This is a genomic window from Amycolatopsis umgeniensis, assembly GCF_014205155.1.
Lineage (GTDB): Bacteria > Actinomycetota > Actinomycetes > Mycobacteriales > Pseudonocardiaceae > Amycolatopsis > Amycolatopsis umgeniensis.
This window is the reverse complement of the sequence record NZ_JACHMX010000001.1, coordinates 2,290,005-2,310,582: the sequence shown is the minus strand read 5'-3', so window position 1 is coordinate 2,310,582 and position 20,578 is coordinate 2,290,005. Positions and strand designations below refer to the sequence as shown.

At 68.4% G+C, this 20,578-nt stretch carries 18 protein-coding genes; 6 read left to right on the top strand and 12 right to left on the bottom strand.

Going from position 1 to position 20,578, the window contains the following annotated elements; all coding sequences use genetic code 11:
• Positions 1-44 precede the first annotated feature (44 nt).
• From HDA45_RS10280 to HDA45_RS10230, 11 genes are all read right to left on the bottom strand, one after another.
• Complete coding sequence (locus tag HDA45_RS10280; RefSeq protein WP_184894089.1) at positions 45-659, bottom strand: hypothetical protein; 615 nt, start codon at positions 657-659, stop codon at positions 45-47.
• Positions 656-1,159: a hypothetical protein gene (locus HDA45_RS10275; protein WP_184894087.1), complete on the bottom strand. Its 504-nt coding sequence runs from the start codon at positions 1,157-1,159 to the stop codon at positions 656-658. Before HDA45_RS10275 ends, HDA45_RS10280 begins: the two co-directional genes overlap by 4 nt.
• Positions 1,144-2,337, bottom strand: a complete 1,194-nt coding sequence (locus HDA45_RS10270; RefSeq protein ID WP_184894085.1) for an MCE family protein — start codon at positions 2,335-2,337, stop codon at positions 1,144-1,146. Before HDA45_RS10270 ends, HDA45_RS10275 begins: the two co-directional genes overlap by 16 nt.
• Positions 2,337-3,392 carry an MCE family protein gene (locus tag HDA45_RS10265; RefSeq protein WP_184894082.1) on the bottom strand — a complete coding sequence of 352 codons (1,056 nt, stop codon included), beginning with the start codon at positions 3,390-3,392 and terminating at the stop codon, positions 2,337-2,339. Before HDA45_RS10265 ends, HDA45_RS10270 begins: the two co-directional genes overlap by 1 nt.
• The gene (locus HDA45_RS10260; RefSeq protein WP_184894080.1) at positions 3,392-4,384 is read right to left on the bottom strand and encodes an MCE family protein; all 993 of its coding nucleotides are present in this window, start codon (positions 4,382-4,384) and stop codon (positions 3,392-3,394) included. Before HDA45_RS10260 ends, HDA45_RS10265 begins: the two co-directional genes overlap by 1 nt.
• Positions 4,381-5,370 (bottom strand): MCE family protein, encoded by a 990-nt coding sequence (locus HDA45_RS10255; protein WP_184894078.1) that lies wholly within the window; start codon positions 5,368-5,370, stop codon positions 4,381-4,383. Before HDA45_RS10255 ends, HDA45_RS10260 begins: the two co-directional genes overlap by 4 nt.
• A complete protein-coding gene (locus tag HDA45_RS10250; protein ID WP_184894076.1) occupies positions 5,367-6,368 on the bottom strand; it encodes an MCE family protein in 1,002 nt (333 codons plus the stop codon). The genes HDA45_RS10255 and HDA45_RS10250 overlap by 4 nt, the downstream gene beginning before the upstream one ends.
• Complete coding sequence (locus HDA45_RS10245) at positions 6,365-7,630, bottom strand: MCE family protein (RefSeq protein ID WP_184894074.1); 1,266 nt, start codon at positions 7,628-7,630, stop codon at positions 6,365-6,367. Before HDA45_RS10245 ends, HDA45_RS10250 begins: the two co-directional genes overlap by 4 nt.
• Positions 7,627-8,478 (bottom strand): MlaE family ABC transporter permease, encoded by an 852-nt coding sequence (locus HDA45_RS10240; protein WP_184894072.1) that lies wholly within the window; start codon positions 8,476-8,478, stop codon positions 7,627-7,629. Before HDA45_RS10240 ends, HDA45_RS10245 begins: the two co-directional genes overlap by 4 nt.
• Positions 8,478-9,272 (bottom strand): MlaE family ABC transporter permease, encoded by a 795-nt coding sequence (locus tag HDA45_RS10235; protein WP_076155564.1) that lies wholly within the window; start codon positions 9,270-9,272, stop codon positions 8,478-8,480. Before HDA45_RS10235 ends, HDA45_RS10240 begins: the two co-directional genes overlap by 1 nt.
• A gap of 582 nt (positions 9,273-9,854) precedes the next feature.
• Positions 9,855-10,850, bottom strand: coding sequence for an MsnO8 family LLM class oxidoreductase (locus tag HDA45_RS10230; RefSeq protein ID WP_184894070.1), 996 nt, complete (start codon positions 10,848-10,850; stop codon positions 9,855-9,857).
• Between the two features lie 173 nt (positions 10,851-11,023).
• Between HDA45_RS10230 and HDA45_RS10225 the strand changes: the two genes are divergently transcribed.
• The gene (locus HDA45_RS10225) at positions 11,024-14,839 is read left to right on the top strand and encodes an nSTAND1 domain-containing NTPase (protein WP_425491685.1); all 3,816 of its coding nucleotides are present in this window, start codon (positions 11,024-11,026) and stop codon (positions 14,837-14,839) included.
• Between the two features lie 209 nt (positions 14,840-15,048).
• On the opposite strand, the gene HDA45_RS10220 is transcribed toward HDA45_RS10225, so the two are convergent.
• Entirely contained in the window at positions 15,049-17,163 is a 2,115-nt protein-coding gene (locus HDA45_RS10220; RefSeq protein ID WP_184894068.1) for an AAA family ATPase, read from the bottom strand.
• 122 nt (positions 17,164-17,285) lie between these two features.
• Here HDA45_RS10220 and rsmD point away from each other — a divergent pair, with 122 nt between their 5' ends.
• The 5 genes from rsmD (at position 17,286) to HDA45_RS10195 (ending at position 20,469) form a co-directional block, all read left to right on the top strand.
• Positions 17,286-17,840 (top strand): 16S rRNA (guanine(966)-N(2))-methyltransferase RsmD, encoded by a 555-nt coding sequence (gene rsmD / locus HDA45_RS10215; protein WP_184894066.1) that lies wholly within the window; start codon positions 17,286-17,288, stop codon positions 17,838-17,840.
• A gap of 52 nt (positions 17,841-17,892) precedes the next feature.
• Entirely contained in the window at positions 17,893-18,375 is a 483-nt protein-coding gene (gene coaD / locus HDA45_RS10210) for a pantetheine-phosphate adenylyltransferase (RefSeq protein ID WP_184894064.1), read from the top strand.
• Positions 18,376-18,474: 99 nt separating this feature from the next.
• Positions 18,475-19,164, top strand: a complete 690-nt coding sequence (locus HDA45_RS10205; protein ID WP_184894062.1) for a ribonuclease domain-containing protein — start codon at positions 18,475-18,477, stop codon at positions 19,162-19,164.
• Between the two features lie 67 nt (positions 19,165-19,231).
• Complete coding sequence (locus tag HDA45_RS10200; RefSeq protein WP_184894060.1) at positions 19,232-19,747, top strand: RNA polymerase sigma factor; 516 nt, start codon at positions 19,232-19,234, stop codon at positions 19,745-19,747.
• Complete coding sequence (locus HDA45_RS10195) at positions 19,747-20,469, top strand: hypothetical protein (RefSeq protein ID WP_184894058.1); 723 nt, start codon at positions 19,747-19,749, stop codon at positions 20,467-20,469. Before HDA45_RS10200 ends, HDA45_RS10195 begins: the two co-directional genes overlap by 1 nt.
• Positions 20,470-20,578 lie beyond the last annotated feature (109 nt).

Below are 20,578 nucleotides of genomic sequence, written 5' to 3'. Positions count from 1 at the left end.
TCTCGTGTTTTATAACGGGGACGAAAGGGGGAACGACCGGTTTGTCACCGGGGGACGAGGTCGGTTATGACCCAGTTGTCGCCTTCTCGTTCGGCCGTGACCGAAAGCTGCGCTGCCGCCGCCGTCGAAGAATTGCTGTCGGCCCGGGTCGCCGCTTGATCGAGGAATACCAGCAGTCGCGCTTTGGCGCCGTCGAGTTCCTGGACGGCAGACGAGGAGACGCGGGTCGTGAGAACGAGTTTCTGCGCCGGAGCCTTTTCCCTGACTTGTGCGAACAACTGGTTGTAAGACTCCAGCGCCTTACCTCTCAGCGTCGAAGCCGCCGCCTTTTCGGTGACATCGGTCCGGTCGTAGGAATAGGAGAAGATCTTGTTGAGCGCCACCGTCACCGCCGAGTTCACCTCGGCCGTGGCCCCCACGTCGGTGAGCGCGGTGTTGGCCGCCGACGGCGCCGCCGAGATCGACCTCGCCTCCAGCGTGGACCACACCCCCGCCGCCACCAGCACGGCGGCCGCGACCAGCAGGATCAGTGGCAGCTTCGGCCGGCGGGACGGCTGTTCGGGGGTCTCTTCGGTGACGGGTTCGGCCGCGGCCTCGGTCGTGGTTTCGGTCTCGGTGACATCGTCGGTGTCGGCGTCGGTATCGGCGGTGGCGGTCATCGCGCACCCACCGGGAGTTGGTCGAGCGCGCTGAGCTTCCAGCCTTCGCCGGTCCTGGTCAGCCCGGCGGCGAACCGGTTGCGCTTCGTCGTCGGCGCCGCGCCTTCCCGCGCCATCGTGATCTCCACCGAAGCCAGCATCTTGGCCGTTCCCGCGTGGTCGTCCAGTTCGCTGATCGCCGCGTCGAGCACCTTGCCCGTCGAAACGGTCGCGTCCTTGGTCAGGGTCTGCTTGGTCGCGTCGTCGGTCTTGCTCAGCTGATCGCGCAGCGGACCGGTCGACGCGGCGAGCCAGTCGGCGATGCCCTGGTCGACGCGGTGGTGGTCGAGGCTGGTCAGCCGGGCGACGAGCTCACGACCGTTCTTCAACGCGTCGTCGCGCGAGCTCCCGTAGGACACGGCCTCGGAGCTCGTCGCGGTGAACCAGGTGTACCCGGCCCACCCCGCGAAAGCGCAGGCCGCGGCGAACACGGCGATCGCGATCTTCAGTTGCGCAGCCACAACATCTCCTCGAGGCTGGTGGACGTCGGCTGACCGTCGGCGCCGAACCCGCCGGGGACGGCGGCGGGCGGGACACCGCCCTTCGGCGCGTTCTGGGAGCCGCGGACCGAACTCGGGTTGCCCTTGTCGAGCGTGCACGCGGCGGCGGTGTTGAACGGCAGCGACGAAAGGTCCCTGCTGTCGCGGATCTCCGTGTCGCCGTAGCCCTTCGTGCAAGGCATCGGATCGAAGAAGGTCAGGACCAGCCCGATCTTCCCGGAGGTTTCGTCGACGGCCGCGTCGACGGCGGAGACCGCCTTCGGGGTGTTGATCAGCAGCTGCCGCAGGCCGTCGGTGCGCGCGGAGAACACGTGCGACGTGGTGAGCAGGTTCGCCAGCAGGATCGGCAGACCCGGCTCGTTGTCCCGCAGCAGTCCGGAGAGCTGGGTCGCCGCCTCGGGCGCTGTCGCGATCAGCCGGCGCAGGTCACCGTCCGAACGGGACAGCTGTTCGGCGAACTGCCTGGCGTTGTCGCTGAACCGCCGCCACTCCTGCGACGAGTCGACCTGGGTCTTCAGCACGGTCGAGCCGTCGGTGAGCAGTTTCTCCGTCTGCGGCAGGTGGTTCGCGGCCTGTTTGGTGAAGTCGGTGGTGGAGTCCAGCAGCACCTGGAGGTTCGCGCCGGAACCGCGCAGGGCGTTGTCGAGTTCGTCGACAACGGTCCGCAGATCCTCGGTCGGCACGGACGCGGTCAGCGAGTCCAGATCGGTCAGCAGGTGCTGCACCGGCAGCGGCACGCTCGTCGCCTCACGCGGGATGACCGAGCCTTCGGCCAGGAAAGGGCCGTCGCCGGTGCGCGGCTGCAGGTCGACGAACTGCTCGCCGACCGCCGACCGATTCGCCACGACCGCCCGCGAGTTCGCGGGGATCCGGGGCGCGTCGTCGTCGATCAGCAGATCCGCTTCCATGCCCCCGGCGGTGAGCCGCAGTTCGCCGACCCGGCCGACCGCGACGCCGCGGTAGGTCACCTCGCCGTTGGTGAACAGGCCCCCGCCGTCGGTCAGCGCGAGTTTCACGGTGTAGCCGCTCGCCCCGAAAAGCCGGTCGAGGCCCGCGTAGTTGGCCCCGACGAACGCCGTCGTCGCCAAGGCGATGATGACGAACGCGATCACCTGGATCCGGATACGGGCGGTCAGCATCAGCTACCTCCGGGAGACGGCAGCGGCAGCGTCGGGAGTCCCGGCGGGACACCTTCGCCCGGGGGAGGGAGTTCGGCGCCCGGCGCGGGGATCATCGAGGCGTAGACGTTCAGGTAGTCGCCCTTGATCCCCTCGAGGACGGCGTCGGTGAACGGGAACGTCGGCAGGATCTCCAGCGACTGGGGGAGGCTCTGACCGGCGTCGGCCAGCCGCTTGAGGATCGGCGCGAGGGCGGTGAGGTCGGCGACGAGGTCGTCCCGGCTCTTCTTGATCACGTCGACGCCGACACCGGAAAGCTGATCCAGCGACTGGAGCATCGAGACGAGCTGGGTGCGCTGATCGGAGAGGCTCTTGAGGCCGGGCGTGAGATCGGTGAGCGCGCCTTCGACCTGCTTCTTCCGGTTGGCCAGCGTCGTCGAGAGCTGGTTGAGCCCGTCGAGCGCGGAGGTGATGTCGGTGCGGTGCGAGTCCAGATTGGACACCAGCTGTTCCACGGTGGACAGGAACGAGCGGATCTCCTCCTCGTTGCCGTCCATCACCTTCGACAGTTCGCGGTTGATGGTCTGCAGCTGGCCGATCCCGCCGCCGTTGAGCAGCAGGGACAGCGCGCCGAAGATCTCCTCGAACTCCGGGTTGCGGTTCGTGTTCGCGACAGGGATCACGGCGCCGTCACCCAGCCTGCCTTCGGCCTTCGCCGCGCTCGGGGCGAGCTCGATGAACTTCTCGCCGAGCAGGCTGGACTGCCGCAGCCGCGCGATGGCGTTGGCGGGCAGGAGGACGTCGCCGTTGACCGCCAAGACCGTCTCGGCCGTCCAGCCGTCTTCGCCGAGTGCGATCGTCTCGACCCGGCCGACCGGGACGTCGCCCACCTTCACCGCGGCCTGGGGGACCAGGTCGAGTACGTCGGCGAACTGCACGGTCACCCGGTACGGATGGTCGCCGATGTCCGCGCCGCCGGGCAACGGCAGGTCGTAGACACCCTTGAAGTCGGAGGAACAGGCGGTGAGCGCGAGGCAGCAGGCGGCGAGTACGGCGATCTTCCGGTTCGCGGTCATCAGCGCCCCCCGGTGTAGGTGGCGCCGGCGACCGGCAGCGGGAGCGGGGCGTACTCGAGCAGGTTGCCGCGGCTCTGCAGCTTCCCGGTCTTCGGATCGATGGCCTCGAGCACGTTCGTCACCGCCAGCGGGATCGTGTCGAGGGTTTCGGCCAGCGCGGCGCGTTTGTCGACCAGCGTCCCGGTGGTCACCGCGAGCTTGTCCACATTGGACTTGATCAGCGCGCGGTTGTCGCGGATGAATTGCTGGATCTCGGCCAGCGCGCCGCCGAGGCCGTTGAGCGCGCGGGCGAGTTCGTTCTTGTTCTGTGCCAGCGTGCCGGTCACCGAGGCGAGCTGCTTGTTGATCTCGCTGACGTTCCGGTCGTTGGTCGCCAGCATCGAGGTGAACCGCTGCAGTTCGTCGACGGTGGCGAACAGGTTCTGCGAGTTCCCGGACAGGGTCCTGGCGAGGTCGGCGAAGTTGCGCACCGACTCGTTGAACGGTTTGCCGTTGCCCTGCAGGTTCTTCGCGCCGGTGCGCAGCAGGTCCGACAGCGCGCCGTCGGCGTTGGCGCCGTTGGGGCCGAGCGCCTTGGCGAGGGTGTCGAGGCTGGAGTAGAGCTGGTCGAGCTCCACCGGGGTGCCGGTGCGCTCGACGGGGATGACCGCGCCGTCGTCCAGCCGGTTCCCGGAGCGGGTGAGCTTGGTGAACTGGACGTACCGGTCGGCCACCACACTCGGCGCCACCACCAAGACGTTGGTGTCGGTGGCGATCGGCGTCGAACCGTCGACGGTCAGCACGACCTTGACCTGTTCCCCTTCCGGGGCCACCGATTCGACCTGGCCGACCCGGACGCCGAGCACCCGGACGTCCGATCCACTGTAGACACCGACGGCGCGCGAGAAGTACACCGTGACGCGGTCGAGCCCGCTGCCGGAGAAGATCCACCAGAGACCGCCGACGACGGCCAGCGCGAGCACGAGCGCGAGAGTGACGAATCTGCTGGTCATCGGCCACCTCCGGGCATCGGCGGCGTGCAGGGATCCCGGTTCTCCGGGATCAGCCCGCACAGGTAGCCGTCCACCCAGCGCCCGTTGCCGAGCGAGTTGTTCACCACGCGGAAGTACGGTCCGGCGAGGTCGAGGCTCTTGGCGAGATTGTCGTTCTGCCGCTGAAGGATGTCGGTCACCTCTCCGAGCTGGCTGAGCGCGCCGCCGAGCTGGTCCTTGTTGTCCTTCACCAGGCCCGAGAGCTGCGTGGCGAGTTCCTGTGAGCCGGTGAGCAGGTCGTGGATCGCCTGCCGCCGGTTGTCCAGTTCGGTCAGCAGCAGATTGCCGTCCGAGAGGAGTTTCGCGAAGTCGTCGTTCGAGTTCGCGAGCGTGGTGGTGAGGCCGTGCGCGTTGGACAGAAGGCTGTTGAGTTCGGTGTCGCGTGAGGAAACCGTCTTCGACAGCGACGTCAGCCCGTCGAGCGCCTTCCGGATGTGCTCCGGCGAGTTCTTGAACGTGTCGCTGAGCGTGGTGAAGCTCTCCGCGAGCTGATCGGTGTCGATCGCGCCGGCGGTGTCGGCCAGCCCGTTGAACGCCTCGGTGACGTCGTAGGGCGTCACGGTCCGGGTGCGCGGGATGACCTGCTTCGGGTTCTGCACCGTGTCGCCGGTCGGGCGCAGCGCGAGGAACTTCCGGCCCAGCAAGGTCTTGATCTTGATCTCGGCGGCGGTCTTGTCGCCGACCCACGCGTCCTTGACCCGGAAGCTCACCACGACGTGGTCTTCGGCGAGCCGGACTTCGCTCACCGCGCCGACCTTGATCCCGGCGATGCGGACTTCGTCGTCCTCCTGCAATCCCGCCGCTTCGGAGAATTCCGCCTGGTAGGTGGTGCCGGAGCCGATGATCGGAAGACTTTCGTAGTTGAGCGTCGCGGTCAGCATCCCGGCCGCGACGGCGCTGCCGACGAGCCCGATGACGATCGGGTTCCGCTCCTTGAAGGGTTTCACGACGTGCACCTCTCCGCCGTCGCCGGGACCCCGCGGGGAGGCTTGGTCTGGAGGACGCTCGAGCAAAGGTAGAAGTTCATCCAGGATCCGTAGGAGCTGATCCGCCCCAGTTCGTTCAGCTTCTGCGGCAGTACGGTGAGGGACCGCTCGATCTCGTCCTTGCCCTTCACGAGTTGCTCCGAGAGCAGGCCGACGCCGGTGATGCTGTCCTTGAGCGGCTTCCGGCCTTGTTCGAGCAGACCGGCCGTGGCGGTGGTGAGATCCGCGAGCCCGGAGACGGCCTCCCCGATCTCGGTGCGGTCACCGGCGAGGCCGGAGACCAGCTCGCGCAGCGTCGAGACCAAAGTGGACAGAGCGTCGCCCTTGCCGTTGATGGTCTTCAGCACCGTGTCCAGATTCGTGATCACGTCGCCGATCACCTTGTCGCGGCCGGCGAGCGTGGTGGTCAGCGAACCCGTGTGCGCGAGCAGGCTTTCCACCGTGCCGCCTTCGCCCTGCAGCACCTGGACGATCTCGCCGGAGAGCTGGTTGACGTCCTTGGGGGACAACGCCTGGAACAGCGGTTTGAAGCCGTTGAACAGTTCCGTGAGGTCCAGCGCGGGAGTCGTGCGCTCCAGCGGGATCTCCGCCCCCGGCCGCAGGTACTCCGGGCTGCCCTTGCCGCGTTCGAGGGCGATGTAGCGCTGGCCGACCATGTTGCGGTACTTGATCACCGCGTTGACGTCGGCGGGCAGCCTGCGCTGCGAATCGAGCGAGAACCTGATGCGGGCCAGGCTGTGGTCGGCGATTTCGAGTTCCTCGATCTGGCCGACGCGCACCCCGGAGATCCGGACGTCGTCGCCGACGTTCAGCGACGTCGCGTCGAGGAATTTCGCGCTGTAGGTCTTGGTGTCGCCGAGACCGGTGTTCGTGATGGACACCGCCAGCAGCACCGTGGCCAGCGTCGTGATGACGACGAAGATCAGCCCTTTGATCAGCGGGCTCACGAAGTTCCTCATCGCAGGGTCACCTCCGTGCCGCGGTAGAGCGGGCCGACGAGCACGCTGCCCCAGGCGGGGACCTGCGCGGACGGGACGCCGAGCGACGGCGCGACCAGTGTGGAGATCAGCTCGCGTTCCTGCGGTGAGTTCGCCAGGCCGAGGTCGCCTTGGACGCCCGGGAGCGCGGCGGTGGTCTCACCGGTCGCGGCGATTCCCTGGCCCATCAGGCCGTTCGACGGATAGCAGCGCGGCTCGCCGGTGGCGTTGTACACCGGGTCGTCCTTTCCCGGTACGTACTTGCCTCGGGGCTGGGTGACGACGATGTCCGCGTGCAGGCCGGGTTCGGCGGTGCCCGCCCCCAGCACCTTGTCCATCTGCGGCTTCAGTTCGGCCATCGCGATCAGCGTGCAGGCGAAACTCGGCGAGTACTTCGCGGCGACCTCGAGCGGTGCCCTGCTGTCGGTCGCGAGCGCGATGATGTTGGCGCGGTTGTTGGTGAGGAACGTCGTGACATGCTGGGAAGACGCCGTCACCTGCTGGTACACGGTGGCCAGTTCGGCTCGTTTCTCCTGGACGGTGTCGAGGGTGACCGCCGAGGCGCTCAACGCGTCGAGCAGATCCGGCGCGATGTCGCCGTACAGCTTCGAAACCTTCGCCAGGTCGCGGATGTTGTCGTTCAGCGTCGGGAGGTTCGGGTTGAACTCTTCGAGGTACCGTGCCGCGGTGGCCAAGGTGTCGCCGATCTGGTCGCCGCGGCCTTCCAGCGCGGTGGAGACCGTGGTCAACGTGGTCGCGAGCTTCTGCGGCTGTACCGCCTTGAGCAGCGGCAACAGATTGTCGAAGACCCGCTCGAGTTCGATCGCGTTGGCCGAGCGGTCCTGCGTGATCACGTCGCCGGAGGCCAGTGGCGGGCCCGCCGGTCCGTCCGGAATGGACAGTTGCACGTACCGCTCGCCGAACAGGGTCTTCGGCACGAGCAGCGCGGACACGGTCTTCGGCAGCTGGGAGACCTTGCCGGGTTCCATCGCGAGGTCGATCTCCGCGCCGGCCGGGGTCGCGCGGACGTCGCGGATCTCGCCGACCATCACGCCGCGTGCCTTGACCTGACCGCCCACGCGCAACTGGTTGCCGACCCGGTCGGCTTGCAGCGTCACCGGGACCGAGGTGACGAAGTCCTTCTGGTAGATCTTGATCGACAGCAGCACGAGGGCGGACATCACCACGAGGAACAACACCCCGGCCGTCCTGACCCCGGCTTTGCGCAGCCCGCGCCGGCTCATCCGGCCACCTGCACCGTCGTGGTCGCGCCCCAGATCGCGAGGCTGAGGAAGAAGTCCAGCACGCTGACGGCCACGATCGCGGTGCGGACACCGCGGCCGACGGCCACCCCGACACCCGCGGGCCCGCCGCTCGCGCGGAAACCGTAGTAACAGTGGGCGAGCACGATCACGACACTGAACACCAGCACCTTGCCGAACGACCAGAGCACGTCCCCGGGTGGCAGGAACAGCAGGAAGTAATGGTCGTAGGTGCCCGCGGACTGGCCGTAGAACCAGACGGTGATCTGGCGTGACGCGAGGTACGAGGTCAGCAGGCCGATCGCGTACAACGGGATGACCGCGAGGAAGCCCGCGATGATCCGGGTGGTCACCAGGTACGGGACGCTGGGGATGCCCATCACTTCGAGGGCGTCGATCTCCTCGGAGATCCGCATCGCGCCCAGTTGCGCGGTGAACCCGCAGCCGACGGTGGCCGACAACGCCAGGCCCGCGACGAGCGGGGCGATCTCGCGGGTGTTGAAGTACGCGGAGACGAACCCGGCGAACGCCGACGTGCCGACCTGGTTGAGCGCCGAGTATCCCTGGAGCCCGACGACCGTGCCGGTGAACACGGTCATCCCGATCATCACGCCGATCGTGCCGCCGATGACCGCGAGCGCGCCGCTGCCGAAGCTGACCTCGGCCAGCAGGCGGGTGATCTCACGGACGTAGCGGTGCAGCGCGCGCGGCACCCAGGCGAGTGCCTTGAGGAAGAAGAGGATCTGGTCGCCGAGCGTGTCCAGGAAACCGAACCGGCGGTCCACGGCCTCGCGGACCCGCGTGGAACGGGTGGGTGTCGTCGTGGTCATCAGCTGCCCTTCGCCGGGACGAGCTGCAGGTAAAGCGTCGTCAGCACCAGGTTCAACAGGAACAGGAGCAGGAACGTGATCACCACGGATTGGTTCACCGCGTCACCGACGCCTTTCGGGCCGCCTTTGGGATTGAGCCCGCGATAGGAAGCGACGATCGCCGCGACGAAACCGAAGATGACCGCCTTGATCTCGCTGATCCAGAGGTCCGGCAGTTGCGCGAGAGCGGAGAAACTGGCCAGATACGCACCGGGTGTCCCGTTCTGCATGATGACGTTGAAGAAATAGCCGCCGAGGACGCCGACCACGCTGACCATTCCGTTCAGGAATGCGGAGACCCCCATCGCGGCGAGCACACGCGGCACGATCAGGCGCTGGATCGGGGAGACCCCGAGCACCTCCATCGCGTCGATCTCCTCGCGGATCGTGCGTGACCCGAGGTCCGCGCACATCGCCGACCCGCCGGCGCCCGCGATCAGGAGCGCTGTCACGATCGGGCTGGCCTGCTGGATGATCGCCAGCACACTGGCCGCGCCGGTGAAGGACTGCGCGCCGATCTGCGCGGTCAGCGAGCCGATGTGCAGCGCGATCACCGCGCCGAACGGGATCGCGACCAGCGCCGTCGGCAGGATCGACACACTCGCGATGAACCAGAACTGCTGTATCAGCTCGCGGGCCTGGAACGGCCGCCGGAAGGTCAGGCGGACGACGTCGAGGCCGAGTGAGTAGAGCCTGCCGGTCTCCCGGAGGGCACCCGCACCGGGAAATGAGGGTGCGTTAGTCCGGACGCCCACGCCGACCCTCCAGTTTTTCGGGCACGGCTAATACACCCCAGCTACCTCAATTCCTTTGCTCCGAATGGCGGAACGGAATCGTTGAATAGGGTCAACGGGGTGTTACCGTGCTGTTTGCTACTGGTCGGTACGCTAATGACGCGCCTGCTTGGTGACAAGAACTTCGGTGTGATCAAGACATCACGTCCTGGTAACCGGTGAATTCTTGTTCTTTTGTGACAAAGGCGGGCGGGGGCCTTGTCCGTTCTTTCGTGATCCCGGGTGCGGTGGGCCGTTCGGGGAGCGGGGGTGGGTGAAAGCCCTGGCGCCAAGTCCGTGAAGGCCTCCTTGAGGGACTCTGGGTCCCTCAAGGAGGCCTTCACGGACCGGGGCGCGGTCTGGCGGGGCGGGAGCCGGCGGGGCGTTGTGGCGTGTCGCGAAAGCCACTTTCGGGACGTCAGATGTCCCGAAAGTGGCTTTCGCGACATGGGGCGCTGCCGGAGGTGACCCGCGGACGGTGCTGTTGCGAAAGCCCCGTTCGCAACGTTGAAGGTTGCGAACGTGGCTTTCGCAACGCGCCTCGGCGCGACCGCCTGCCTGGCGTCAGCGCGCCAGTTCGGACACCAGTTCGTAGGACCGCACCCGGTCCGCCTGGTCGTGCACCATGGTCGTGATCATCAGCTCGTCCGCGGCCGTGTCGGCCAGCAGCGTCTCGAGTCCCTTGTGGACCGTCTCGGGCGAACCGATGATGCTGCTCGAAGCCCTGTCCTCGATGAACACGCGCTCGATGTCGGTGTACGGGTAGGCCGCGGCGTCTTCCGGCGTCGGCAGCGGGATGGGGCGGCCCTTGCGGAGGCTGAGGAACGTCAGGCCGCTGGGCGCGGCCAGGTACTGGGCCCTTTCGTCGGTCTCGGCCGCCACCACGGAGACGCCGAGCATGACGTACGGCTCGTCCAGGACGTCCGACGGTTTGAACGAGTCGCGGTAGAGCGCGACGGCGGGCAGCGTGTTCTCGGCGCTGAAGTGGTGCGCGAACGAGAACGGCAGGCCCAGCTCGCCGGCCATGCGCGCGCTGAAGCCGCTCGAACCGAGCAGCCACACCGGCGGCTTGTTGCCCTCGGCGGTCACGGCGTTGACGGCGCGCTGGTTGGAGTGCTCGAAGTAGGCCAGCAGCTCCGCGAACTGCTGCGGGAAGTTCTCCGCGGTGAGCCCGCCGGGGCCGCGCAGCGCCAGCGCGGTCCGCTGGTCGGTACCCGGGGCGCGGCCGATGCCGAGATCGATCCGGCCGGGGTGGAACGCCTCCAGGGTGCCGAACTGCTCGGCGACCACCAGCGGCGCGTGGTTCGGCAGCATGACCCCGCCGGAGCCGACCCTGATGCGTTCGGTGGCGGCCGCGACCTGGCCGATCATCACGGCGGTCGCGGAACTCGCGATCCCGGGCATGTTGTGGTGCTCGGCGAGCCAGTACCGGTGGTAGCCGAGGGCTTCGGTCCGGCGGGCGAGGTCGAGGGTGTTGCGCAGCGAGTCGCCAACGCCGCCCCCGGCCACGACGGGCGAGAGGTCGAGCACGGACAGCGGGATGTCAGGCAAGGAGGTCACGCATCGGTACAACGCCTCCGGACCCCGATCCCTTCCCGTGACGTCGGGCACCTGTCAATCGATCGAAATTAACCGACGCGATGTACCCGGTACCAGGCGGACTTCGTCCCTATTCGCGGTACGGTGGCCCCCGAATGCGACCGTGGGAAAACCACTGAAAAGAAAGGATTGAGGTGCCGCGTCCGGAGCGACCTTTGGGCCCTGGGGACGATCCGTTGCTGGAGTTCGCCGCCGATCTCCGGCGATTGCGGGAGAAAGCCGGGAACCCGACGTACCGAGAGCTGGGCAGGCGTGCCCATTACTCGGCGGGCACCCTCTCCGAAGCCGCCGGCGGGAAGAAGATGCCCAGCTTGGCGGTGGCCTTGGCCTACGTCCGGGCCTGCGACGGGCCCGAGGCGGAGTGGGAAGCCCGGTGGCACGACGTGACCGAGCGGACGCGTACTGGAGTCAGCGATTCACCGGTTGTGCCGCTGAATGGGGAATCGGCCCCTTATATCGGCCTGACCGCATTCGGTCCCGATGACGCGAGCCGATTCTTCGGGCGCGAACGACTGGTCGAAAAACTCGTCTCGAGGCTTTCGGGGCAGCGATTCCTGGCCGTTCTGGGAGCGTCGGGTTCCGGTAAGTCCTCCTTGCTCCGGGCGGGTCTGCTGCCCGCCTTCGGCGAGAGCTCCATCACGGTGCTGATGACGCCCGGTTCCCGGCCGTTGCAGGAGTGCGCCGTCCAGTTCGGGGCCGCGCTCGGGCTCGCCCCCGGCGGCCTGCTCGCGGAGTTCACCGAGCATCCGCGCAACCTCGGCCTCGCCGCGCGCCAGCTCGTCGCCGATCGCGAGGGCGATGTCGTCCTCGTCGTCGACCAGTTCGAAGAGGTCTTCACGCTCTGCCAGGACGCCGGCGAGCGGGCGGCCTTCCTGTCCGCGCTGGTCACCGCGACGACCGAACCGGAGAGCCGGACCAGGGTGGTCCTCGGCATCCGCACCGACTTCTACACCCACTGCGCGCGGCATCCCGAACTCGTCGAGGCCATGCAGGACGCGCAGATCCTCGTCGGCCCGATGAGCACCGAGGAGCTGCGGCAGGCCATCTCTCGGCCCGCCATCGACGCCGGGTATCGCGTCGAGAACGCGCTGGTCTCGCGGCTGGTCGCCGACGCGACCGGGCAGCCCGGCGTGCTGCCGCTGCTTTCGCACGCGCTCCTGGAGACCTGGCGCCGCCGCCACGGCAACACGCTCACCCTCACCGGCTACGAGTCCACCGGCGGGATCGAACGGTCGGTCGCGCAGACCTCCGAGCACACCTTCACCGCGCTGAGCGAACACCAGCAGCGGCTGGCGAACCAGATCTTCCTGCGGATGACCGCGCTCGGCGAAGGCACCGAGGACACCAAACGCCGCATCACCCGCGACGAAGTGGACGCCGACGACCCGGACGTCGCCGTGGTGCTGGACAGGCTGGCGTCGTCGCGGCTGGTCACCCTCGACGACAACGGCATCGAGATCGCGCACGAGGCGCTGATCCGCGGCTGGCCGCGGCTGCGTGAGTGGCTCGCCCAAGACCGCGAGGGCCTGCGCGTGCACCGCCAGATCACCGAGGCGACGGACGCGTGGGAATCGGTCGGCCGCGACGACGGCTGGCTCTATCGCGGCGCGCGGCTGGCCATCGCCATGGAGTGGGCGGGCGAGCACGACAGCGCGCTCTCCCAGCGCGAACGCCGGTTCCTCGACGCGAGCGTGGCCATCGAGAACCACGAGCAGGCCGTCGCGCGGCGCCGCACCCGGCGGTTGCGCCAGCTCGTCGCGCTCCTGGCCGTGCTGCTGGTGCTGGCGACGGCCGCGATGGTGTACGCCGTCCGTGCCGAGCAGACCGCGACCAGCCAGCGCAACAGCGCGCTCGCGCAGAAGGTCGCGGGGCAGGCACTGGCGATGCGGCCGACGAACCCGGCCCTGGCCGCGCAGCTCGCGCTCGCGGCGTACCGCGTCGATCCGAGCGTGGACACCCGCGGCAGCGTGCTCGGGATGTTCGAGTCGCCGTATTCGACCCGCGTCGCCGGACACGACCACCGCGTCAACGCGGCCGCGCTGCGCGGCGACGGTCAGGTGATGGTGACCGGGAGCTGGGACCAGACGGCCAAGCTGTGGGACGTCAAGAACCCCCACCGCCCGATCGAACTGGCCACGCTGTCCGGGCACACCGCCAACGTCAACTCGGTGTCGTTCAGCGCCGACGGTGGCGCCGTCGCGACGGCGGGCTGGGACAAGACCGCGCGCCTGTGGAACGTCGCCGACCCCGCGAAACCGGGGCCGGGCGTCGTGGTCGGAGAGCATCCGAGCCGGGTCAACGCGGTGGCGTTCAGCCCGAAGGCGGCGGTGCTCGCCACCTCGGACGGCGACGGCACGGTGCGCCTGTTCGACGTCCGCGATCTCGCGAAACCGGTGCTCGTGGCCACCCTGACCGGGCACACCGGCAACGTCAACGGTCTCGCCTACTCCCCGGACGGGCGGACGCTCGTCTCGAGCGGCGCGGACAAGACCGCGCGGCTGTGGGACGTCGCGGACCCGCGCGGGGCCAGGCCGCTCGGAGTGGTGACGGGGCATACCGCGGGCATCCACTCGGCGGCGTTCAGCCCGGACGGCCGCACGCTCGCCACCGCGAGCATCGACCAGAGCGCGCGGCTGTGGAACATCGCCGACCCGATGGCGCCGGTCGGGCTGGGGACGATGACCGCGCACAAGACCATCGTGCGGTCCGTGGCGTTCAGCCCCGACGGGACGACGCTGGCGACGACCGGTTTCGACCGCAACGCGCGGCTGTGGGACATCAGCGATCCGGCGAAGCCGCGAGAGAAACCGCCGCTCACCGGGCACACCGCCGCGGTGGTCTGGGCGGTGTTCTCCGGCGACGGCCGCACGCTGGTGACCGCGAGCGACGACCAGACGGTGCGGCTGTGGGATCTGCCGGGGCCCGCGATCAGCGGTCCGGCGAGGTCGGCGTGCCGGGCGGTGTTCGGCTCCGACGGGAAACTGCTGGCCACCGGCAGCCAGGACGGCGTGCTGCGCCTCGTCGACGTCGCCGACACCCGGAACCCGCGCGAGCTGAGCAAGGTCGCGGGCTTCGGCCAGGGCGTCTGCGGTCTCGCGTTCAGCCCGGACGGCCGGACCATCGCGGCGGGCTCCTGGGATCACACGATGCGGCTGATCGACGTCACCGATCCGCGTGCACCGGTCGACACCGGCGTCTTCTACCGGCCGGCGGAGGAGACCGATCCGGTCGCGTTCAGCCCCGACGGCCGGACGCTCGCGACAGCGGGCAGCGGGCACACGGTGAAACTGTGGGACGTGGCCGACGTCCGGCGGCCCGTCGAACTCGCGACCCTCACCGGGCACGAGGACGACGTCCATTCGATCGCGTTCAGCCCGGACGGCCGCACCCTGCTGAGCGGCGGCTGGGATCACACCGCGCGGTTGTGGGACATCTCCCTGGCGAAAGCGCCGAAGCAGCTTTCGGTACTGAAGGGACACGCCGACACCGTGTTCTCCGTGGCCTACAGCCCGGACGGCAAACTCGCCGCCACCGGCAGTGCCGACCGCACCGCGCGGGTGTGGGATGTGACGGATCCGGCGGCTCCCCGGGAGGCGGCGGTGCTGGCCGGGCACACCGACAACGTCATCTCGGTGGCGTTCAGCGGGGACGGGAAGACCTTCGCGACCGGCAGCTACGACCGGTCCGTGCGACTATGGGATGTCTCCGATCCCGGGACGGTCCGCGAGTCGGCGAGCCTGACCGACGATGTCGACAGGGTCAACGCGGTGGCGTTCGCACCCGATGGGCACACTCTCGCGGGTTCCGTCGCGGACGGCAGCGTGCGGTTGTGGGAAACGAGCCCCGAACGGGCCGCGGAACGCATCTGCGCGACCGTCCACCCGCGGATCACGGCGGACGAGTGGGAACAACACCTGCCGGGGCTCGACTACCGGCCTCCGTGCCCGTGACCACCGCCGATTCGTTGTTCGGCGTTGTTGTTCGGTGGCGACGCCGTGACACCGAACAACGAATAGGCGCTAGAAATACCCCTGGACGTGCGATACGTCCCACGACGTTTCACTCACCGGGGGTCTGAAGGGCTCCTTCAGGACATTCACCAGTGCCCTGAAGGAGCCCTTCAGCGTATCTGCGCATCCAGTCCTCTGGATGCGAGCGCTCAGACGGACGGGATCCAGTCCGGGTTGGAAGCCAGCACCGTGAGCTGCTGGGTGGCGCGGGTCAGCGCGACGTACAGCACCCGGCGTCCGGTGGTCGACTCCGTGATGAGGTCGTTCGGCTCCACCAGGACGACGGCGTCGTACTCGAGACCCTTGGAGTCGAGACTGCCGACGACCTTGAGCCGCTCGTCCGAAAGCCCGTCGAGCCAGCCCTCGACCTCGGGCACGCGGTCCATGGCGGTGATCACGCCGACGGTGCCTTCGACGGCCCCCATCAGTTCCTTCACCGCGGCCTGTGTCGCGGACTCCAGACCGGCGGCCTCGACCGGCCGGACCTCCGGCGTGATGCCGGTCTGCCGCACCGCGTGCGGGAGTTCGCCCGCCTCGGCGTGCCCGGCGACGACCTTCGCGGCCAGGTCGAAGATCTCCGCCGAGTTCCGGTAGTTGGTGCGCAGGGTGAACCGGCGCCGAGTCGTCTTGAGCCCGAAGGCCTGGTCCCGCGCCATCGCGGCCTCGGCCGGATCCGGCCACGAGCTCTGCACCGGGTCGCCGACCACGGTCCAGCTCGCGTACTTGCCGCGTCGCCCGACCATCCGCCACTGCATCGGCGAAAGGTCCTGTGATTCGTCGATGACCACGTGCGAGTACTCGTCGTAGTGCTCGGGCCTGGTCGGGGCGCCGCCGCGTTCCGGGTGGACGTCGATGGTCTGCCTGCCGCGACGCTTCTTGGGCGGCGGGCCGATCAGGACGCGCAGCTCGTCGAGGAGCGCGATGTCCGCGATGGTCCAGCCACGGGACCGGTCGGCGAGGTCGGCGGCGAGCAGGCTGATCTCACTCCGGTTGAGCAGGCCCTTCGCGGCGACGGCCAGCTTCTTCTCGGTGCCCAGCCAGCGCAGGATCTGCGCCGGGTACAGGATCGGCCACCACACCACGAGGAACCGGTGGAACTCGATCCGCTCGCCGAGCTCCGTGATCAGCTCGCCCTTGTCGATCTGACGGCCGTCGTCCTTCGCGTGCTGCTCGGCCTTCGCGGCGAGCGCGTCCAGCAGCGCCTCGGCCGCCCGGATCCGCGACCGGTTCGGCGGCCCGCCCGCGGTGTGCACCTTGCGGCGCACCTTGTCGAGCTCGCGCGCGTTCAGCCGCAGCACCTCGCCGCGGTAGACGATCTTCATGTCCTCCGGCGCGTCCGGCGGGGTGTCGCGCAGCGCCCGCAGCAGCATCTTGCGCATCCGCAGCGAGCCCTTGATCGCGGCCAACGGGGCCGGGTCCTGACGGGTCGCTTCGAGGCCGTCGAGCACCTCGCCGAGCGCGCGCAGTTCGACGTTCGTCTCACCCATCGACGGCAGCACCCGCGAGATGTAGCTGGTGAACACCCCGGACGGGCCGATCACCAGCACGCCCGCGCCGCCGAGCTGGCGGCGGTGGCGGTAGAGCAGGTACGCCGCGCGGTGCAGCGCGACCGCGGTCTTGCCGGTGCCGGGACCGCCGGTGATCTCCGTGACACCGCGCCACGGCGCGCGGATGACCTCGTCCTGTTCCTTCTGGATGGTCGCGACGATGTCCCGCATCTTCTCGCCACGAGACCGCCCGAGCGCGGCCATCAAGGCGCCTTCGCCGACGATCTGCATGTTCTCGGGGACCGCGTCGGCGATCAGGACGTCGTCGTCGACGTCGAGCACGTTCTGGCCGGAACACCGGATCACCCGGCGCCGGACGACGTCCATCGGCTCCTCGGCGGTCGCCTGGTAGAACGCCGCCGCCGCGGGCGCGCGCCAGTCGGTGACGAGGTTGTCGAACTCGGCGTCGCGGATGCCGAGCCGTCCGACGTAGATGTGGTCGTTGTCGACGTGGTCGAGCCTGCCGAACACCAGCCCCTCGTACTCCGCGTCGAGAGTCTGGAGGGTCTGATTGGCGTGGTAGACCATCATGTCTCGTTCGAACAGCATCGACGCCTGCTCGAAGATCGCCTCACGCCCGGCGCCATGGCCGATCTCATAGCCCTTGGTACGCATGGCCTCAGCCTGGGCTCGCAGTTCGGCGAGCCGGGTGTAGACGGTGTCCACATGGGCTTGCTCGATGGCGATCTCGGCCCGTCTGACCCGAGGTTCGGACACGCAACGCTCCTAAACGCTTCTATCGCCTCCGAGGGCGAAGGACGACTCTACGCGAGCAGGACGGAGGCTTCACCAAGTCCCGGGCAACGTCACGGTGGATGTCGTTGAGGCACGATGCTCCAATGACCAGGATCGTGGCGGGGACCGCGGGCGGCAGGCGGTTGAAGGTCCCTCCGAAGGGCACGAGGCCCACGTCGGAACGCGTGCGCGAAGCGCTGTTCAACGCGTTGGAGGTCGCCGGCGAACTGCAGGGGGCCCGGGTCCTCGACCTTTACGCCGGTTCCGGCGCTCTCGGGCTGGAGGCGTTGTCCCGGGGCGCGGCGGGCGCGCTGTTCGTCGAACACGACCGGCGCGCTGTCGAAATCCTCAAGGGGAACGTCGCCGCGCTGGCGCTCGGCGGCACCGTCCGGGCAGGGACCGTCGAGTCCGTTGTCGCCGCTCCGGCGCCGGAGACCTTCGACATCGTCCTCGCCGACCCGCCGTACGCGGTGGATTCCACCCGCCTGGGGGAGGTCATGGCCGCACTCGCCGAGGGCGGGTGGATCGCGGACGGCGCGCTCGTGGTGATCGAACGGGCCGCGCGGGACGGTGAGCCGGACTGGCCGCCGGGCTTCGAGCCGATGCGGACGAAGCGCTACGGCGACACCGCGCTCTACTGGGCCGAATATCAAGTGTGACGCCGCACGGATGAACGCGCAGGGGGCCGTGGGCCTTGGTAGCGTCCGCGCCATGCGGCGTGCGGTCTGTCCCGGGTCCTACGATCCGGCCACCAATGGACATCTCGACATCATCGAGCGGGCGGCGAGGCTGTTCGACGAGGTCGTCGTCGCGGTGGGGGTGAACAAGAGCAAGAAGGGCCTGTTCACCACCGAAGAGCGGATGGACATGCTGCGCGAGATCACCGCGAAGCTGCCGAACGTGCGCGTCGACTCCTGGCAGGGCCTCTTGGTCGACTACTGCCGCGAGAACGACATCGTGGCGGTCGCGAAAGGGCTGCGCTCGGTCAGCGACTTCGACTACGAACTCCAGATGGCGCAGATGAACCGCGAGCTGACCGGTCTCGAAACGCTGCTGATGGCGAACAACCCGACGTACGGGTTCGTGTCGAGTTCGCTGGTCAAGGAGGTCACCGCGCTCGGCGGCGACATCGAGCACCTGGTGCCGCCGGTAGTGTTCAAACGGCTCGCGGAGAAGTACTCCGAACGAGGTTGACCCGAACGGCCGAGGCCGTTGGTCGGGCAGCGGTGAACGACGGTGGAGAGTTCATCTCGACGCCTTCTGGCGACCACACGATCGGGTTACGGTCCGAAAATGACCAACAAACGATCGCGGATAGCCGCCGCGCTGCTCGTTCTGCTAGTCACCTTCTTCGGCGGGATCAGTGCCGCGCAGGCCGCGACGCCCGTCTCCGTCCAGCAGAACCCCTGTGGAGATCTCACCGGGTTCAAGCACTCGTCGCTCTCGTCGCTGCCCGCCGAGGCGACGACGACGTACAACCTCATCCAGAAGGGTGGGCCGTACCCGTACCCGGACAACGACGGAACGGTCTTCTCGAACCGGGAGAACATCCTCCCGAAGTGCGCCTCGGGCTACTACCACGAGTACACCGTCCCGACCCCGGGCTCGTCGAACCGCGGCACGCGCCGCATCGTCACCGGGACGGGCGGGGAGTACTTCTACACCGGCGACCACTACAAGACCTTCTCCGTGATCGACGTCAAGGGCACGCCGTCACCGTCCTGCGGTGACACCTCGAAGCTGACGAAGATCGGCTATTCGACGCTCTCCACCGCGGCGAAGTCCGTGGTGGACAAGGCCCGCGGCGGCGCGACCGGCACGGTCTACGAGAACCGCGAAGGTGTGCTGCCCTCGTGCGCCGCCGGCTACTACCAGCTGTTCCCGGTGAGCACGAGCGACCGCGTGATCTCCGGCAAGGGCGGCGAGATCGTCTACACCCCGGACCGCTACGCGACCTTCAAGCTGGTGAATCTCGGCGCTTGATCCCGCCATGCAACGTCACGTGCCTCCTCGTCCGTGAGATACATCGGAACACGGAAGAGGAGGCACGATGCGGTCTGGGGACGAAGCGAGCTTCAGGGAATTCGCCAGGGACAAGGCGCTGCCGCTCAGGCGGACGGCGTACCTGCTCTGCGGCGACTGGCATCTCGCGGAGGATCTGGTCCAAATCGCGCTCATTCGCCTGTACCGGGTCTGGCCGAAGGTCAGCCGGAAAGGACCCGTAGACAACTACACGAGGCAGATCCTGTTGCGCTGCTGGCTCGATGAGCGGCGGCGACCGTGGCGGAGCAGAGAGAACCGCGACGGCGTCGTCCCCGAAGAGCCCGCTGCTCCGGCCGGTGCCGGGATTTCGGATTCGTTGCTTCGCGCCCTCTCCGAAGTTCCACCGAAACAGCGCGCCGCCGTCGTCCTGCGTTACTGCGCCGATCTCCCGGTCGCGGAGGTCGCCGTCGCGCTGCGCTGTTCGGAAGGGACGGTCAGAAGTCAGGCCGCGCGGGGGCTCGACGTCCTCCGCGTGGCCCTGCAGAGACAGCACGACGAGGCTGTCTCCGGGAGGAGCGCGTGATGGACGAACTCGAAAACAGGCTGCGTGGGATGACCCTGGCCGAGCCCCCGCTCGGCTTCGATCCGGACGAGGTCGCCGAGACGGCGGCGAAGAAGGTGCGAAACCGGCGAGGGGTCTTCGCGACGGGGGCGGCGACGCTGGCTGTGCTCGTCGTCGCGGTGGTGGTCATCGCGCCGGAGGACGAGCCGGCGCCGGTGTCACCGGCCGCCCCGCCGTTGACCAGGAGCGAGCAGAAGGCATGGGACCTCCGGCATCTGAAGGAGGTGCTGCCGGGTGTCCTGGCCGGTGCCAAGGATGTCTCCGTCGCCGATTTCGAGCAGGTGAACGACTGGGACCTGATGACCTCGGAGGTCAAGTACACCGACGCGGCCGGGGTGAAACGGCAGATCAACCTCACCATCAGCGGCCCGGTGAGCACGAAGGACGGCTATCCCCGCGAGGGTTACTGCAGTCCGGGGAGGCGGAGCAGCGGTACCGAAGCGATGCGATGCGAAGAACTGGTCACCCCCGAGGGGGTCCCGGTGGTGATCTACGAAGGCACGAACAAGATGTCCGAGTCGGGCAGGCAGGCCACCAGCCGCAACGCGATCGCTTGGCCGTCGGCGGGCGGTTCGGTCAACGTGCTCGACCTCGGTTCGGGGGACTCGCCGGAAGCCGAGCCGGCACTCACCGACGAACAATTGATCAAGCTCGTCGCCGACCCGGCCTTCTCCTTCCGGTGATCATGGCGCGCGGTACCGGCGGGGACACGCCCGGTACCGCGCGCTTTCACCCCTTACGACTGCGATGAGGGCAAACTGAGCTCAGGGAATGTGGGGATCGCTGTAGGTA

Bases quoted from the DNA above. Each gene is read 5' to 3' on its own strand.
- HDA45_RS10205 (WP_184894062.1), top strand. From the start codon at position 18,475: ATGACCAACAAACGATCGCGGATAGCCGCCGCGCTGCTCGTTCTGCTA.
- HDA45_RS10245 (WP_184894074.1), bottom strand. From the start codon at position 7,630: ATGAGCCGGCGCGGGCTGCGCAAAGCCGGGGTCAGGACGGCCGGGGTG.
- HDA45_RS10280 (WP_184894089.1), bottom strand. From the start codon at position 659: ATGACCGCCACCGCCGATACCGACGCCGACACCGACGATGTCACCGAG.
- HDA45_RS10265 (WP_184894082.1), bottom strand. From the start codon at position 3,392: ATGACCGCGAACCGGAAGATCGCCGTACTCGCCGCCTGCTGCCTCGCG.
- HDA45_RS10270 (WP_184894085.1), bottom strand. From the start codon at position 2,337: ATGCTGACCGCCCGTATCCGGATCCAGGTGATCGCGTTCGTCATCATC.
- HDA45_RS10240 (WP_184894072.1), bottom strand. From the start codon at position 8,478: ATGACCACGACGACACCCACCCGTTCCACGCGGGTCCGCGAGGCCGTG.
- HDA45_RS10200 (WP_184894060.1), top strand. From the start codon at position 19,232: ATGCGGTCTGGGGACGAAGCGAGCTTCAGGGAATTCGCCAGGGACAAG.
- HDA45_RS10260 (WP_184894080.1), bottom strand. From the start codon at position 4,384: ATGACCAGCAGATTCGTCACTCTCGCGCTCGTGCTCGCGCTGGCCGTC.
- HDA45_RS10250 (WP_184894076.1), bottom strand. From the start codon at position 6,368: ATGAGGAACTTCGTGAGCCCGCTGATCAAAGGGCTGATCTTCGTCGTC.
- rsmD (WP_184894066.1), top strand. From the start codon at position 17,286: ATGACCAGGATCGTGGCGGGGACCGCGGGCGGCAGGCGGTTGAAGGTC.
- HDA45_RS10195 (WP_184894058.1), top strand. From the start codon at position 19,747: ATGGACGAACTCGAAAACAGGCTGCGTGGGATGACCCTGGCCGAGCCC.
- coaD (WP_184894064.1), top strand. From the start codon at position 17,893: ATGCGGCGTGCGGTCTGTCCCGGGTCCTACGATCCGGCCACCAATGGA.